At 50.6% G+C, this 14,721-nt stretch carries 19 protein-coding genes and 1 tRNA gene; 12 read left to right on the top strand and 8 right to left on the bottom strand.

The window, feature by feature from the left end; all coding sequences use genetic code 11:
* Positions 1–16: 16 nt before the first annotated feature.
* From C2M36_RS04980 to C2M36_RS04970, 3 genes are all read right to left on the bottom strand, one after another.
* Entirely contained in the window at positions 17–736 is a 720-nt protein-coding gene (locus C2M36_RS04980; RefSeq protein WP_105253974.1) for a glycerophosphodiester phosphodiesterase, read from the bottom strand.
* Positions 733–1,596: a DMT family transporter gene (locus C2M36_RS04975; protein WP_105253973.1), complete on the bottom strand. Its 864-nt coding sequence runs from the start codon at positions 1,594–1,596 to the stop codon at positions 733–735. Before C2M36_RS04975 ends, C2M36_RS04980 begins: the two co-directional genes overlap by 4 nt.
* Positions 1,597–2,019: 423 nt before the next feature.
* Positions 2,020–2,095, bottom strand: a tRNA-Ala gene (locus tag C2M36_RS04970).
* A 152-nt stretch (positions 2,096–2,247) separates the two neighbouring features.
* Here C2M36_RS04970 and C2M36_RS04965 point away from each other — a divergent pair.
* Both C2M36_RS04965 and C2M36_RS04960 read left to right on the top strand, forming a co-directional pair.
* Positions 2,248–2,640 (top strand): hypothetical protein, encoded by a 393-nt coding sequence (locus C2M36_RS04965; protein WP_105253972.1) that lies wholly within the window; start codon positions 2,248–2,250, stop codon positions 2,638–2,640.
* Complete coding sequence (locus C2M36_RS04960; RefSeq protein WP_105253971.1) at positions 2,640–3,197, top strand: prolyl-tRNA synthetase associated domain-containing protein; 558 nt, start codon at positions 2,640–2,642, stop codon at positions 3,195–3,197. Before C2M36_RS04965 ends, C2M36_RS04960 begins: the two co-directional genes overlap by 1 nt.
* Here C2M36_RS04960 and C2M36_RS04955 read toward each other — a convergent pair.
* Positions 3,143–4,285 carry an MFS transporter gene (locus tag C2M36_RS04955; RefSeq protein ID WP_105253970.1) on the bottom strand — a complete coding sequence of 381 codons (1,143 nt, stop codon included), beginning with the start codon at positions 4,283–4,285 and terminating at the stop codon, positions 3,143–3,145. The two genes, C2M36_RS04960 and C2M36_RS04955, sit on opposite strands and share 55 nt — an antisense overlap.
* A gap of 211 nt (positions 4,286–4,496) precedes the next feature.
* Here C2M36_RS04955 and C2M36_RS04950 point away from each other — a divergent pair, with 211 nt between their 5' ends.
* The 4 genes from C2M36_RS04950 to C2M36_RS04935 all read left to right on the top strand — a co-directional run bounded on the left by C2M36_RS04950 (position 4,497) and on the right by C2M36_RS04935 (position 7,581).
* Positions 4,497–5,039: a DUF2058 domain-containing protein gene (locus tag C2M36_RS04950; protein WP_105253969.1), complete on the top strand. Its 543-nt coding sequence runs from the start codon at positions 4,497–4,499 to the stop codon at positions 5,037–5,039.
* A gap of 158 nt (positions 5,040–5,197) precedes the next feature.
* A complete protein-coding gene (locus C2M36_RS04945; protein WP_442792640.1) occupies positions 5,198–5,497 on the top strand; it encodes a c-type cytochrome in 300 nt (99 codons plus the stop codon).
* Between the two features lie 128 nt (positions 5,498–5,625).
* Entirely contained in the window at positions 5,626–6,393 is a 768-nt protein-coding gene (locus C2M36_RS04940) for a class II aldolase/adducin family protein (protein ID WP_105254009.1), read from the top strand.
* Positions 6,394–6,405: 12 nt separating this feature from the next.
* The gene (locus C2M36_RS04935; RefSeq protein WP_105253967.1) at positions 6,406–7,581 is read left to right on the top strand and encodes a mandelate racemase/muconate lactonizing enzyme family protein; all 1,176 of its coding nucleotides are present in this window, start codon (positions 6,406–6,408) and stop codon (positions 7,579–7,581) included.
* 54 nt (positions 7,582–7,635) lie between these two features.
* Here C2M36_RS04935 and C2M36_RS04930 read toward each other — a convergent pair whose 3' ends face one another.
* Together C2M36_RS04930 and C2M36_RS04925 are read right to left on the bottom strand one after the other, a co-directional pair.
* Positions 7,636–8,007 carry a hypothetical protein gene (locus C2M36_RS04930; protein ID WP_105253966.1) on the bottom strand — a complete coding sequence of 124 codons (372 nt, stop codon included), beginning with the start codon at positions 8,005–8,007 and terminating at the stop codon, positions 7,636–7,638.
* Entirely contained in the window at positions 8,007–9,575 is a 1,569-nt protein-coding gene (locus C2M36_RS04925) for a S41 family peptidase (RefSeq protein ID WP_234399088.1), read from the bottom strand. The genes C2M36_RS04930 and C2M36_RS04925 overlap by 1 nt, the downstream gene beginning before the upstream one ends.
* A 178-nt stretch (positions 9,576–9,753) precedes the next feature.
* On the opposite strand from C2M36_RS04925, the gene C2M36_RS04920 reads away from it, so the two are divergent.
* The gene (locus C2M36_RS04920) at positions 9,754–10,167 is read left to right on the top strand and encodes an META domain-containing protein (protein ID WP_158678858.1); all 414 of its coding nucleotides are present in this window, start codon (positions 9,754–9,756) and stop codon (positions 10,165–10,167) included.
* A 3-nt stretch (positions 10,168–10,170) separates the two neighbouring features.
* On the opposite strand, the gene C2M36_RS04915 is transcribed toward C2M36_RS04920, so the two are convergent.
* A complete protein-coding gene (locus tag C2M36_RS04915; RefSeq protein WP_105253963.1) occupies positions 10,171–10,563 on the bottom strand; it encodes an acyl-CoA thioesterase in 393 nt (130 codons plus the stop codon).
* 74 nt (positions 10,564–10,637) lie between these two features.
* Between C2M36_RS04915 and C2M36_RS04910 the strand changes: the two genes are divergently transcribed.
* A complete protein-coding gene (locus C2M36_RS04910) occupies positions 10,638–11,366 on the top strand; it encodes an SDR family NAD(P)-dependent oxidoreductase (protein WP_105253962.1) in 729 nt (242 codons plus the stop codon).
* Positions 11,347–12,270: an amidohydrolase family protein gene (locus tag C2M36_RS04905; RefSeq protein ID WP_105253961.1), complete on the top strand. Its 924-nt coding sequence runs from the start codon at positions 11,347–11,349 to the stop codon at positions 12,268–12,270. Before C2M36_RS04910 ends, C2M36_RS04905 begins: the two co-directional genes overlap by 20 nt.
* Here the strand turns inward: C2M36_RS04905 and C2M36_RS04900 are convergent.
* Positions 12,267–12,596, bottom strand: a complete 330-nt coding sequence (locus C2M36_RS04900; RefSeq protein WP_105254008.1) for a 5-carboxymethyl-2-hydroxymuconate Delta-isomerase — start codon at positions 12,594–12,596, stop codon at positions 12,267–12,269. The two genes, C2M36_RS04905 and C2M36_RS04900, sit on opposite strands and share 4 nt — an antisense overlap.
* Positions 12,597–12,807: 211 nt before the next feature.
* Between C2M36_RS04900 and C2M36_RS04895 the strand changes: the two genes are divergently transcribed.
* The 3 genes from C2M36_RS04895 to C2M36_RS04885 are packed head-to-tail and all read left to right on the top strand — an operon-like array spanning position 12,808 to position 14,719.
* A complete protein-coding gene (locus tag C2M36_RS04895) occupies positions 12,808–13,587 on the top strand; it encodes a hypothetical protein (protein ID WP_105254007.1) in 780 nt (259 codons plus the stop codon).
* Entirely contained in the window at positions 13,584–14,210 is a 627-nt protein-coding gene (locus tag C2M36_RS04890; RefSeq protein ID WP_105253960.1) for a LysE family transporter, read from the top strand. The genes C2M36_RS04895 and C2M36_RS04890 overlap by 4 nt, the downstream gene beginning before the upstream one ends.
* Positions 14,207–14,719, top strand: a complete 513-nt coding sequence (locus C2M36_RS04885; RefSeq protein WP_105253959.1) for a gamma-glutamylcyclotransferase family protein — start codon at positions 14,207–14,209, stop codon at positions 14,717–14,719. Before C2M36_RS04890 ends, C2M36_RS04885 begins: the two co-directional genes overlap by 4 nt.
* Positions 14,720–14,721: the final 2 nt, after the last annotated feature.

Here is a 14,721-nt window from a genome sequence, read left to right as displayed (position 1 = left end):
ATGACGTAAAGTCTGGCTAAGCGGTTCCCTCTTGGGCGTCTCTTTGTTGCGCCAATAGTTGCTTGGTGTGGCGTGGATAATTAGTAAAGACGCCATCTACCCCGAGTGCCTGCATGGTTAAAATGTCTTCATCCTTATCTACCGTGTAGGCATAGACCTCCAGCCCCCGCGCCTTGGCATCGGCGACAAACTGATGATTAACAAAGTTTTTGTCCAAATGTAGGCTGTAGGCATTTAAGCGCTGCGCAAATTCGGCGTAGCCCAAAGGAATAGACGATGTTAATGCGCCAATTTTGACCCAGGGCAGGTTCTGCTTCAACCAAAGTAGTTGATGGTGATCAAAAGAAGAGACAATAAGTTGCTCGCGATTGAGCCGGCCTTGCGCAACATTGTGCTCCAAGGTGCTGACTAGCTTATCCAGAGAGAAGGTATGCTTTAACTCTAAGTTTAACAGGGTCTTGTTGCCCACCCAGTTGATCACGTCTTGCAGTCCCGGCACTTTTTGCCCTTGCCCGGCATCCACTTGTTGAATGGCGCTAAACGGGGTGGCATTGACCTTGCCTTGCCCCGAAGTGGTTCTGTCTAACCAGGAATCGTGAATGATGACGTAGTCATCTAAACAACTTTGTAGGTCGACCTCAATGCCATCAACGCCTACGTCTAACGCCGAGTTAATAGCGATTTCTGTATTTTCAGGATAATTGCCGCTGGCTCCGCGGTGTGCAAAAACCTTCATTTGGGTTGCCTCGAGACTGACCAGGTTTCAAATAGAGCGGCGCTGACTATCATCAGGCCGCCGATTAATGTCGCCATATCTGGGCGCTCTTGCAGCAGCATAAACGCCAAAATCGTCGCATACAAGGGTTGTAAACAGGAGATAAGACCTGCGGTGGTGGCGCTGAGCCCCCTTAATGAGGCGGCAAATAGGGCATGGGGTGCAGCGGTAAAGACCACGGCCACCAGGAGCAACAGGGCAAGGTCGCGCTCGGGGATAGCCGCCACCGGCACTTCGACAAAGGCGCACAGCATCAGCGCCGCCACCAGGGTTTGGTAAAACATGGTCTGCGGGCCGCTGTAATGAGTGAAATAACGCTTTTGAAAAATATTGCGCAGGGCAAAGCACAGCGCCGAAAAGACCCCGGTAACAATACCTAGGGTGACATCGTTGCCTAGATCCGCTTCGGGCACCAGGAGATAAATGCCCATACTAACAACTAAGGCGCTGACTATATCCTTGGCGTTTGGCCACTGGCGATGAAACAAGGGTTCTATTAAAACAGTGAGTACCGGATAACTGAAAAACGCGATGATGCCTATGGTGATCCCCGCCAGTTGCATGCCAGCAAAGTAGGTAACCCAATGGATACCAACAATCATGCCCAAGCCCAGGGCAATGGCATAATCTTTACGGCTATTTAAACGTATGCGCTGACCCTGAAAGCCAAGCAGCAGAGCCAGGGCACCCGCGGCCACCGCGGTGCGATAGACGGTAATATCTAAGGCCGAGAGATGGATCAACTTGGCAAACAAGGCGGTGCCACCAAATAAGAGGACCGCAATATGCAGATAAATGAGGCTTTGCTTATGGGAATTCATAATGGCACGGCTGACTTTTTTGCAAGCATATCATGGCATTTAAGGCAGAGATATGAAGGTATCAGGCATTTTCATGCAAATGCGACTAAGGGCTAATCTAGGGGGATAATTAGCTAGGGATGGGCTTGGATGCCTGGTTTACTTAAAAGGTATTTAGTAAGAAAGTGGTGGAGCTAAGCAGGGTGAAAAACGCCCGAAAAAAGCACTGCTTTTTTAGTTTTGAACGCGAGGTAAGGATACCGAGCTGGGGGATGGGCTTGGATGCCTGGTTTACTTAAAAGGTATTTAGTAAGAAAGTGGTGGAGCTAAGCAGGGTGAAAAACGCCCGAAAAAAGCACTGCTTTTTTAGTTTTGAACGTGAGGTAAGGATACCGAGCTGGGTGGTCGCAGGGATGCTACCAATAAATTAGATATAGAAAGAAATGGTGGAGCTAAGCAGGATCGAACTGCTGACCTCCTGCGTGCAAGGCAGGCGCTCTCCCAGCTGAGCTATAGCCCCACTTCTTAGGTGAGTTCCCGAAGGAACGCAGATTATTTTATAAATTATGGACTCCCGGTCAAGCATGGAGCAGAAAAAATCGCGATAAATCGACCAAAAATTTTCGGGCTTTGTTACAGTAGCCAGTAAGTATAAGAAAAACAGCCGAAGTTATGAAAAGCGCTCTGTCTCTTTTGTTATTTACCGCCTTGTTACTGGGTTGCTCTTCCGCCCCGGATGAGCGTCAATATGAAGTACATAGTCAAGATTTTTACGCCAAGACTGATGATCAGGGACGTAAGATATTTGCCTATGTCATGACAGTTAAAGCCAATAAACGGGCGGCTTTGGACTCCAGCAAGCCCATTAGTCGCCAGCAGTTAAAACGCTATATCGAGCAAGAACACTTCGATGAGTCCCGTGTGCTTAAATTACAACTCGAAGATGAGGCGGCGGCGGCACTTAAAAAAGAGCTCAAAGAGCGCAAGTACTGCCCCGATGCCTACGAAATCAATGAAGTGTTATGGCGCGATTTTAGCGTGCAATTACGTGGTGTTTGTTTGTGATGGCAGCCAGCATCGAAGAGCTTGCCGCGTTGTTGTCACGGCTGAATATCGACTGTGAAAAGGTGACCCACCCGCCGCTGGCCACCGCTCGTGCAGCCGATGAGATCGCCTTACATCGTCCCGGCATGCGTTTGAAGAACCTGTTTTTGCGCGACAATTACGGCCGTCGTCACTTTTTGCTGATCACCGCCCATGATGCGCTGGTGGATTTAAAGGCGCTGTCGAAGGCGCAACAAGTTTCCCGTTTGGGTTTTGCCTCCGATGAGCGGCTGCTACGCTACCTGGGAGTGCGTCCAGGGTGTGTGTCCATGCTGGCGCTGATGAATGATCCAGAGCAAGAGGTGGAGTTGTGGCTGGATGAGGCTATTTGGTCCGATCCTTCCGGCGAGACCGAAGGCGATCCCCAAGACGACACCCTATACCATTGCCACCCCTTTGATAACGAACAGACCTGGTTGCTGCCAAAGGCTGGACTCAAGGCCCTGTTTGCGCATTGGCAACGTCAGCCCTTGGTACTTCCCGTTGCCAAACGTTGCGGTAGCACAATCAAGCCATAGCCCACTAAGCACACCAACAACAGACAGCTCAAAAACGCATATTCACCATATTCCTGGTAAAGCAACCCAGGTAGAAATGAACCTAAGGCGCCGCCGCTGTAGTAAAACGACACATACACGCCATTGGTGAGGCTGGCGCTGGCACTGCTAAGGCGATTCACCAGCGGAGCCGCACTGGCATGAATAATAAACATGGCGGCGCAGAAACAGGTAAAGGCGATTAAAAACACGGGTAAATGCTGGTAAAACATCATTGCTATGGTGGCGCAATAGAATAAAAACACGCCGCCGAGCAAGGCAAACACGTTGTTACAGCGCTTGTGCAAATAGGGAGTGAGCAGCGTTGCCAGGGCGCCAAGCAAATAGCCGCTATATACCAAACCAATGTTTTTTGTACTGCTCATGGCATAGGTGCTGCGCAGTATAAAGGGGAGGTAGTTCAGCAGTGCGGCAAAACAAAAGAACATACAAAACACCGCCCCGTAGAGGCTGATAATACGCATCGAGGCCAGCGCCTTTATATTGCCCCGCCATGGCGTGTGGGCCTGAGAGACAGGGTCGGACTTAGCGCGAATCAGCAGTGCCAGCACCAGTAACAGCAGGGAGTTCAGCCAAAAGAAGCTCTGCCAGTTGAGGTATTCGGCAAAGCTTGCCGCCAAAGCGCGACCTAAAAAGCCGCCGGCAATGGTGCTGCCAATATAGCCGCTCATCTTGGCGTTGATATCTTCGCCCTTAAAGCGCAGAGCAATGCTGGCGGTCATGGCCGTGAGTGCCGCAGGAAGAGCCAGGCCTTGCAATAAACGCAGCGACTGTAACTGCCAAAACTCGGTGCACAGGGGCACCAAGGCATTGCTAAAGGCCAGCACCAGCATCACCCATTGCAGCACGCGATAGAGGTTCCGGCGGTTAAGCAAGACGCCATAAAACAAGGGCGCAATGGCTAAAGGCAGCATGGTCAAGGTCATCAGCGAGCCGGCAGTGGCCGGGCTCACCTGGTATTGCTGAGCAAACAATGCAAGCAGGGGCTGCACGGCATAAAGCACAAAAAATATCACCACGGAGCAACACAGCAATAACCAATAGGACATAATAAGGGACGTCGAAGATCAGGCGCGAGGGAGTGTATCATAGCGCCAAGGGTAGGGGGAAAGCTTGCGATTAATCAAAGCCTGCACTATTCGCTCATGTTACCGTCACCGCGTTGTCACCTAGGTGCAATATTCTTTCTCGGTGGTCAAAATTTTGATGCAATTGGTATAGAATAAGCTTAATTCGTTTTGTTGGTAATAAGTGACAATTATGGGTTCTTTACAAGATCAGCTGCTAAAAGCAGGCTTAACCACCGAGCATAAGGCAAAGGTGGCAAAAACAGAAAAGCGCAAAGCACAAAAGAAAAAGAAGAAAAAAGGTGCCACTAGCGATCAAAGTGATTTGCAAAAGCATATCGAGCAAACCAAAAAGGCACAGCAAGAGAAGGCGGCGCAGCTAAATGAGCAGCGTCAGGAAGAGCTGAAAGAGCGTGAACAGGTTGCCCGTGTGAAGCAGATTTTAGAGCATCACAACCAGGACGAAATTCGCGGCCCATTGACCTTTAACTTTACCTATGAAAACAAGGTCAAGGAAATTGAGGTGAATGCGCAAACGCAAAAAGCCCTGGCCGGTGGCCGATTAGCCATTTGTGTACTTGAAGGAAAGTTTTACGTATTGCAGGATGAGCCAGCACGTAAAATTGCTGAAGTAGATGAAAAATATATTGTTTTCCATGTTGAAAACGATGATAAAGATGTCGATGAGGACGATCCTTACGCAGGCTACGAAGTTCCTGATGATCTGATGTGGTAACACGCTATTTTTGATTGTTGGATGCTCAGTGTCTGTTAATTCTTAGTTGCTACAGTAAAGAACAAGGGTCTACACTCATTGCTAATGAGGGGGGATCCCCTCTTGTTTTACCGTCAATTATAAGAGTAAATATTATGAAAAAGATCACTAAAGTACTTATGGGAGCCGGTGCGATTGCAATGTCTGCGATGGCGATGAATGCACAAGCAGCAGACGGCAAGGCGTTATACACAGAGAAAAACTGCCACACCTGTCACGGTGCAGATGGCAACGCACCCATTATGGCGCTTTATCCTAAGCTGGCTGGCCAAAACAAAGAATACCTAGTGGCGCAAATGAAAGACATCAAGTCTGGTGCTCGCTCAAATGGTATGTCAATGGCGATGAAAGCCATGGTAGCCAATGTTTCTGACGAAGAATTTGCAGCTATTGCCGAGTACCTAGCCAGCGTTAAATAACGCTCGCGATCCGTATCAAAAAAACCACCGTATGAGTTTACTCTGCGGTGGTTTTTTGTTGAATGGCGGTCTATAAGTGTTTAGACTTCTATACATCTATTAAGCGTGTGGAGTGGTGCATGACCCAGATCCCCCAGTTACCTAAATTAAATCTCAAAGATAAGGTCAGTGAACAAGAGTGGCGTTTGCGCGTTGATCTGGCCGCCTGTTACAGGCTGGTCGAGCATATGCGTTGGGGCGATTTAATTTACACCCATATGTCGGCGCGCATTCCCGGTACAGACGAGTACCTGGTCAATGCCTTTGGTCTAAGCTTTGACGAAGTGACGGCCTCGAATCTGGTGAAGGTAAATCTCAAAGGGGAGGTTTTAGATGAGACCCCGCATGAGATTAATCCCGCCGGTTTTACCATCCACAGCGCCATTCATGAAGTGCGCGATGATGCCCACTGCGTGATCCACCTGCACACCAAGGAAACTATCGCCGTGGCCAGCGTCGAAGGCGGACTACAAGCCTATTCACAGCACTCGATGTTTTCCCTGCCATCTTTGTCGTATCACGAGTATGAGGGGTTAGCGGTTAACGAGGATGAAAAAGCCCGTTTGCAACGCGACCTAGGTAATACCAATCATATGCTGCTGGTGAATCATGGGGGATTAACCGTGGGGCCAACTGTGGGTGATGCCTTTATGCGCTTTTATGATTTGCAACGCGCCTGTGAGATTCAGGTGGCCATACAAAGCATGAAGCAGAACCCGGTGCGGGTTCCTCAAGCCATTATCGACAATATTTATCATCAGGCCAACGTGGTACACAGTGGCAGCACCGGTGGGCAAAAGGCCTGGCCGGCCATGCTGCGTAAGGCCTATCGCCTGGACCCTGGCTTTGCCGAATAAGAAGGAAAGAATATGAAAGTTAATCGCGTTGAAGTTTTCGACATTCACTGCCCAGATCGCCCGGCGTGGACGCCCGTGTTTGTTCGTATTCACACCGATGAGGGCATTAGCGGTGTTGGCGAGGCTGGGTTGGCTTATGATCTCGGCCACAGTGCCGCGGCGGCCATGATTAAGGAAATGGCCGAGGCCTTTTTGATCGGCCATGACCCGTTTCAAACCGAGCTGCTGTGGTCGCGCATGTTGCGTGAAAGCTTCTGGGGATTGGGCGGTGGTCCCGTAGTGTATGCCGCCATGAGTGCCATAGATACGGCGCTGTGGGATATCAAGGGCAAGGCGCTAGGCCTGCCTGTGTATCAATTGCTCGGCGGTAAGGTGAACGATGAGCTGCGCACCTATGCATCACAGCTGCAATTTGACTGGGACAGCGAATTTAAAGCCCTGGTGCAGCCGCAAGAGTATGCCGAGGCGGCACTTAAAGCCGTGGCCGAGGGCTATGATGCAGTGAAGGTGGACCCCATTCAGTATGATAAGCACGGCAACACCTATTATGATCGCACCAAGATAATTTCCCGTGCGGAAATGAAGCTGTATCGTGCGCGCATGCAAGCCATCCGCGAGGCCGTAGGTGACGAAGTTGATATTATCTTTGAATGTCACAGTCTGCCCGGCGCCACATCGGCGATTCAAATTGGTGAAATTGCCGAAGAGTTCGACTGTATGTATTACGAAGAGCCGGTGAATTACCTGAATCATTCCTTGCATGCCAAGGTGGCGGACAAGGTCGCCGTGCCCATTGCCGGTGGCGAGCGCTTGTATAACCGTTGGGGGGTACGCCCGTATCTGGAAGATCAGAGCATCGACGTGTTGCAGCCGGATATCGGCCTGTGTGGTGGGTTTACCGAAACCAAAAAGGTGTGCGATTACGCCGATATTTTCGATGTACGTATTCAGGCTCATGTTTGTGGTGGGCCGGTGGCGACCGCGGCGTCCCTGCACCTGGAGACGGCGATCCCTAACTTCTTAATTCATGAACATCACACCTATGCCATTAAAAAATGGAACCGCGAGCTGTGTATCCAAGACCCACAGCCGGTTAAGGGTAAGTTTAAGGTGAGCGAGGAGCCGGGTATTGGTATCGAGCTTAACGATGAGGTGGTGATGCGCTCGGCTCGGGTAGAGATAAAATAGATATTCAAAAATGGGTAAGAAAAAAGCGCCGGTATTAGCCGGCGCTTTTTTTTATTAACGACAAGAAAGAGTCGGTGCGGGCAGGAGCTGCTCACTATTAAGATGCTGCAAATAACACAGCTGACCATCGGTGAGCAGCATAAAGCGCTGTGGCATCTCAAGTTGCTTACCCATCAGGGGGTTACCCTGCGCATCGGTAAAGGGCGGCGACTCGAGTACCAAGGAGCTTTTTTGCATAAACACATCTTCGCGCACCTTCACTCCTTGGGTATTCAAGGCCTGCGCGACCAGGGTGGCTACCTCTTGTTGGCTAGGCTCGGTCAGTAATGCCGGGCGCAACTCGTCTTGATTGACCGTGCTGTTACAGCCACTGCTGGTGGCCAGTGTAAGCGCCGCCAGCAGGCTGTGAAGCAAAAACTTACGCATTAGTTTAACTCCTTAGGTAAGGGCGTCAGCACCCGGTTGTTCTGCATCTGGGTCTGCACGCGGTTATCGCCAATGCTAAGTCCCATCTCTGAGGCTGAGCTTTGCACCGCATAGCCCTTTAAGCCTGCTGCTGTACTTGGCGTAGGGCACAAGCCTGTGGCACGATAGCTCAGCGCCGCCGCTAACATAGCTTCGCTTTTATCCCCCAGTTGGTGGGTGAAGTCATCGGCCACCGCACAACCAGTAACTGGTACTGGGCTGAACTCAGGGTCGGTGAAGTTTTCAGGTGCAAACCCTTCGCCATATTCCCCTTCACCGGCATGGTTTTCACCGGTAAACTGAATGGTGAAGAAGGTGGTGTCACAGTTATCTGTAGGATAGAAACCGTAGGGCTTACCACAGGTTTTACCGCCAATGAGCACTACTTCAAAGCCGCGCGCCAGAGGAATGCCACGTAGGCCATTGATTAGCGCCTCACTGGCCGAGCAGGTGTTGCTAGATGATAGAATAAAGACGCGCTCCAGGTTGAGGCTGGGCAACTTGGTGCCTTCGCTTACGCCAGAATCAGGTTCAAAGCCCAGATATTCGTCGATAAAGAGATAGGGTTTTATCTCTTGGCCTGTTACCGGGTTGATGGTCGGGTGTTTGTCATTGAAAATGGTTTTTTCAAAAACTAGGCCGTCCGTATTATATGCTCCCGCGACCATATAGCCCAGCTGCGCGGCCATGGCTAAATACCCGCCACCGTTGTAGCGCATGTCGATTACCAGATCGCTGATGTTGCTACCTAACATTTGATTAAAGGCATCATACAGCTGGCGCTCGGCAGGATCGTTGTGTGAATTAAATTGTAGATAGCCGACATTACCAGTATTGGTGGCTATGGTGCTCACATTCATCACCGGATCTCGCACAAAATCGCTCGTGGTCAGGGTGATGTTGCGCTCCTCGTTTGAACCGATCAATTTAAAGGTGAAGTCGGTCTGGACGCCCTTAGAACTCGGGAATAGGGCATTGTTTAGGGCATCTACATCATTGCTGTTGATCATGTCGACGCCATTAACGGCGACGATTTCCCAGCCGCGTCTAACACCTGCTGCACTGGCAGGGGTGCCTGGCTCGGTATAACTGACTACTACTTCGCGTGGCGGAGCACTGCGGAGCAGTTTGAAATTAAAGCCATAGTTTATTCCAGCACCGCTTTGTTGTTGTTGCCATTCATCTGTGGGAATTGCGTAGTGATACTTATCTTTTTCCGCACCAGATGCGGTTTTCTCTTCGGTTTTTAAGGTGTGAAAGTAATCGATAACACCAACAATGGAAGCGGGATCGCGATCGGTGATTTCGTCATACCATAAATAGGTTTCATTGCTCCAAGAGCGTAGCCAGTTTTTCTCGTCGAGGGCATTACATTGCCCTTTAAATTGACTCGACGATGCAAAGACGCCTGGAGTCCAGCCGGAAGAAGTGCCGCCGTCGCTGCCATCATTACCACTACCTCCGCCACAGGCGAGCAGTGAGGCGCTCAAGGCGCTAATAAGTAAAGGTTTAATAAGCTGGGTCGTCATAATGAAATCCATTTTTTAGGTGCTCTGTTACTAACTCTATACTAAAGCGTATGTGGGTGTAAAAAGGAAGTTAAAAGTTATGGTTTCTAGCACTTTCTTGCGGTCTTTGCGGTGCAAATTGGCGGTCTTTGCTTTAGCATTGGAACTTATAAGTAGCTGCGAGTCTAAGGTCGCAAAGGTGAGAAAAAATTTAATATTAGCGGCGGCGTTACTAAGTGGATTGACGGCGTGTGCCGCAAACGACCAGCACACGGCCGATGCCCTGAAATTTCAACATTGGTATTTAACCAGCATAGATGGTCAAGCGGTTGCCACCGATAACACCTATGTTGGCTTTATCGATGCGCTGCAGTTAAATGGCCACACTGGTTGCAATGATTTTTTCGCCAGCACCGCGGTGGAAGAGCAAAGACTGCAGGTGAGTGGTTTGGGAATGACCTATCGGGTCTGTGAGGGAGAGGCTCAGAGTAACGAGCAAGCTTTACTGAGTACCTTAAAATCGTCGCCTTTGCTGCAAATGGAAAATGAGACCCTGACCTTAACAGGGACTCATACACTTACTTTTATTCTTGGCGCTGCGCCTAACCAGTAAGCCCTAAGCCGTAAATAAACGCTCTAATTGCTCGGGCAAGAAGGGGCGCCCATCGGCGTTAACCGAGGTGCCGATAACCTTGGCCTTTAACGCCAGTTTGTCATCACGGCTTCGATGCACGTTTTGGATGAAGGCAAACTTGAGGCGGCTTTCGCGCACCATCTCGACGCTGACATAGAACTCATCGCCCGGCACCAGTGAGGCCTTGTAATCCATTTCGCTGCGTACCACCACCAGGTTAATGCCCTCTTTGGCCAGGGCCACAAAGTCTACATCCTGTGCTAGCAGGTACTCATGGCGGGCGTGTTCTAAGTAGTTGAAGTACACGCTGTTATTAACTATCCCTTGCAAATCGCATTCGTAGTCACGCACTTTCATATCAAGACGAAAAGTCATTATTTTTAATCCTATATTTTTATTTAGCGCTGATGCTAGTATTAGCTGATATGTACATCAAGGCGTAAATGAATATGAGTGAAGTCGCTATTGTAACGGGTGGCAGCAAGGGAATTGGTCTGGCCATTGTAGAAAAGCTGGTAAACCAAGGATATCGAGTTTACAACCTGGATATTGTTACGTCCGATCAGGGCGAGTATCGCCACTGTGACGTTCGCGATGTGGCCAGTGTACAGCGGGTGATTGCGGATATCTGTGAGCGCGAAGAGCGGGTAGATGTCTTGGTCTGCAACGCCGGTATCCATCGCAGTGCCAACATAGAACAAACCTCAGAGGCCATGCTCGATGAGGTGATTGCCCTGAATATTAAAGGTGCCTTTGCCGCTACGCAATCCGTGTTACCGCTGATGCGTGACGCCCAGCGCGGGGCTATCGTATATATTTCTTCCGATCAGGCCTTGGTGGGTAAACGCAACTCCTTCGCCTATAACCTGTCGAAAGCGGCACTCGCTTCCATGGCGAAAACCACGGCACTGGATTACGCCGAATTTGGCATTCGTGCTAATGCCGTGTGTCCGGGTACCATAGAAACGCCATTATTCCACAGTGCAATCGATAACTACTGTGCCAATACCGGTGCCGATAAGGATGCTGTGGTGGCCGAAGAGTCGGCTTTGCAACCCCTTGGCCGTTTAGGACAGCCGGAAGATGTGGCCAATCTGGTGGCGTTTTTGGTCAGTGAGGACGCCAGCTTTATTACAGGTTCGCTGCAAGTGATCGACGGTGGCTATACGGCGCAGTAATGAGGCCGTGGCTTCCCTAGCGGCAACGCCTTCGGCACAGCCCTTGGCACTGCCTGTGTTTGATCCCCATGTGCATTTTTTTGCTTATGCCCGCGGGGATTATTATTGGCTTAAACAACAGGGACCGCCGTTTTGGCCACAAAAGCGCTGTATCCAGCGTGACTTCTCTAGGGCTGACTTGATACTCGGTGATGGCTGGGTACTCAAGGGCGTGGCCCATATTGAGGCTGGCTTCGATAACCAGCATCCCGGCAGGGAGTTAAGTTGGTTGCAAGAGCAAGACTTCCAGGGGCCGGCAATCAGTTATGCGGCCATAGACCAAGCACCTGAGCAATTTGCCGTTTCTTTGGAGCTGTTAAAATTCCCCTTATTGCGCGGCATTCGTGATATCACCGAAGAGTCCGAGGGTAAACGGCTGTTAAGCCCAAATGTTGGCCAAAACCTCGCTCACCTTGCCACGCAAGGCTTACTTTTTGAGGCCCAGTTCAGCCTGTGCGAGCCCGAGCTAGCGGCGGCTGTGGTGGCCCATGCCAAGGCCAACCCAAGGCTGAATATAGTGATCAATCATGCCGGCTTGGTGACACCAGACACCTGGGATGCCTGGGTGGCAGGCCTAATCCTGTGTGCCGCATGCGACAATATCTATCTTAAATGTTGCGGCTGGGAAATTACTTACCCGGATGGTGATGTAAACTGGCAGCAAAAGGTGATTCGCACGGCCATATCACAATTGGGATACCGGCGTGTCATGCTCGCCAGCAATTTCCCCCTCTGTTTATTCAATACGAGCTACGAAGAGCTGTGGCAGGGTTACCAAGCCATGGAGTTACCTCATTTTAGTGCGTTGGCCTGTGCTAATGCGCAGCGACTTTACAGCACCGAGACACAGATTCCCGGCGCTTAGCACTTCATATAGATCTCTGGATCTAAATCACGCACATCCACGCTTAAACAATCTGAACGGCGGCAGTAGGTGCGCAAACATTCCAGTAATTGACTACTGAGTTGCTGCTTTTGCTCCCGAGTGCGCCCGGCCATAATGTAGGCACATATATGGATAAAGCCATCCTTACCATCGCCCAATTCATAATGTTGGTAGGCAATGGCGCGGGTTTTGATGGTCGCGAGTTCGAATAGGCCGCTGGCATAGGTGGCCTGGTGCACCTTGTCCACTAATACTTGTGGTAACACCGGCAGGTCTTCGGAATGTTCTATGATGATATGGGGCATGGTAAAACTCGTTAACATTACATAAGTAGCGCCAGTGAGTACTAAACTGGTTTAGCACATTTTTATAAAAATGCCAGTTTCTCTCAGCAAAGCCCATAGAGCGAAGCCTTGGCGCCTTGTTCACCGAGCGTGTGTTATCGCACCCGGCTGTTATTTTTTAACTGAGTTGGTATGCTTGCAGGTAAGAACTTAAGTTGCAATTAAAATGACTATGTTGAGCTGGTTAAAACCTTCGCCGTTACTTCAAGAGCAAGAGCAGCAATGGCTCTTGGATACCTTTTTATGGGCCTATGAGCATTTCGATGGTGATTATTTTCGCCAGCACACGCAATTGGTGCTGCCCACCAATGCGTTTTTCGCCGGTCAGAGTCACAGTGTGGCGCAAATGGCGGAGCAGGTTTTTACCCAGGTAAAACAGTACGCTGGTCTTGAAAAGTGGCCTCTGGTATTGGTCGCTCCCGAACTCAGTCAGCCGCAGCGCTTCCCGCGTATGGAGTTTGCGAATTGTTTACGCGGCCCACAGGCTCAATTAGTCAGTGACGATGGCCAGGTGCAGCTGTCCTATAACCCGCAACAGATCAATCAGCCACAGGATCTGATCGCCAGCTTTGCACAAGGGATGGCGCGGGTCATGATTTATCAAGGCGGTCACTTGCCACCCGGCGGTGAGCAATATGTGGATGCCGCCACCGAAGTGCTGGCCAGCTTCTTTGGCTTTGGGGTTATGCTGAGTAACACCGTGTATCAATTCCGCGGTGGGTGCGGCAAGTGTTATAACCCCTACGCGAATCGCTCCAGTGAGCTGTCCGAGCAGCAACAGGTGTTTCTGTTGGCGCTGTTTTGTCATATTAAGGGCATCGACAAGGGGGCAGCGCATCTAAAAGGACACCTGCGTAGCTATTTTAAGAAGGCGACAAAAACATTGCAGGCGCTGGCACAAACCAGCCCCGATCCCTTGTTGCTATCTCTGCTCACTAAGGAGCAGGCATGAGTTATTGGCCCGAGTTCGCCGCCATCGCCATTGCCCACTTTTTTGCCGTTGCCAGCCCTGGCCCAGACTTTGCCGTGGTACTCAAACACAGTGTCAGTTATGGTCGCGCTAACGGTTTGGCTACCAGTGCCGGGGTGGGCGCCGGGATTCTGGTGCATATCTTTTATTGTTTGCTCGGTGTTGCCTTGTTGATCTCTCAGGCACCGACCTTGTTTATGGTGCTGAAATATCTGGCCGCTCTCTACCTTGGTTATTTAGGCGTGCAGGCACTACGAAGCAAGCCAGCGACGGGGGAGTCTGAGCAGGCTCAGCCGCAACCGCAGCTGCATCAGAACTTGCTGGTGGCCTTTAGACGCGGCTTTTTAACCAATGCCCTGAACCCCAAGGCGACCTTGTTTTTTCTCTCGCTCTTTACCCTAGTAGTATCGGTACAAACGCCAAAAATGGTGCAATTAGGCTATGGTCTGTATATGGCCTTGGCAACCTGGGCCTGGTTTTCTCTGTTGTCGCTGTTGCTTTCTAAGCAGCAGGTTCGCGGCTTTTTTAATGCCAAGGGGTTCTGGTTTGACCGCGCTATCGGCGTGGTATTAATAGTATTAGCGATTCAGGTGGTGTTGTTATGACACAATATTATTTTGCTTTCGGTTCCAATATGTCGGCACAGCGTCTTGGCGAGCGCTTGCCCGATGCACAACGTGTGGGAGTGGCACACTTGCCAGGCTATCGTCTGGGCTTTGATATGCTGAGCCTGGATGGCTCGGGGAAATACACCATTCACCGCGATAGCGACGCCAGCGTGTATGGTGTGGTGTGGTTACTCGATGTTGAGCAGCAGGAGTTCCTGCATCAAATTGAGGGGCCACGCTATGACGTTGAGCATATTGAGGTGACCTTAGTCGATCAGCAAGAGCAGGTTCGGGCCTACTGTTATATTGCCAACACCCTGGATCAGGTGGCCTTGCCGTTCGATTGGTATTTACAGCATGTGTATCGTGGTGCCCAAGAGGCCAGCCTGCCACAGCACTACATTGCCGAGATTGGCCGCCAAGCCAGCATTGAGGATCTCAATCGCGAGCGGCACCTGCGGGAAATGCAGATCCACGCCGACCAAGTCGAGAAGGGTGGCAGTTAGGG

Origin of the sequence: Pseudoalteromonas sp. T1lg75 (assembly GCF_002964705.1) — a bacterium.
Classification (GTDB): Bacteria; Pseudomonadota; Gammaproteobacteria; order Enterobacterales; family Alteromonadaceae; genus Pseudoalteromonas.
The sequence above is the reverse complement of the archived record's forward strand: the minus strand, read 5'-3'. Positions and strand labels throughout refer to the sequence as shown.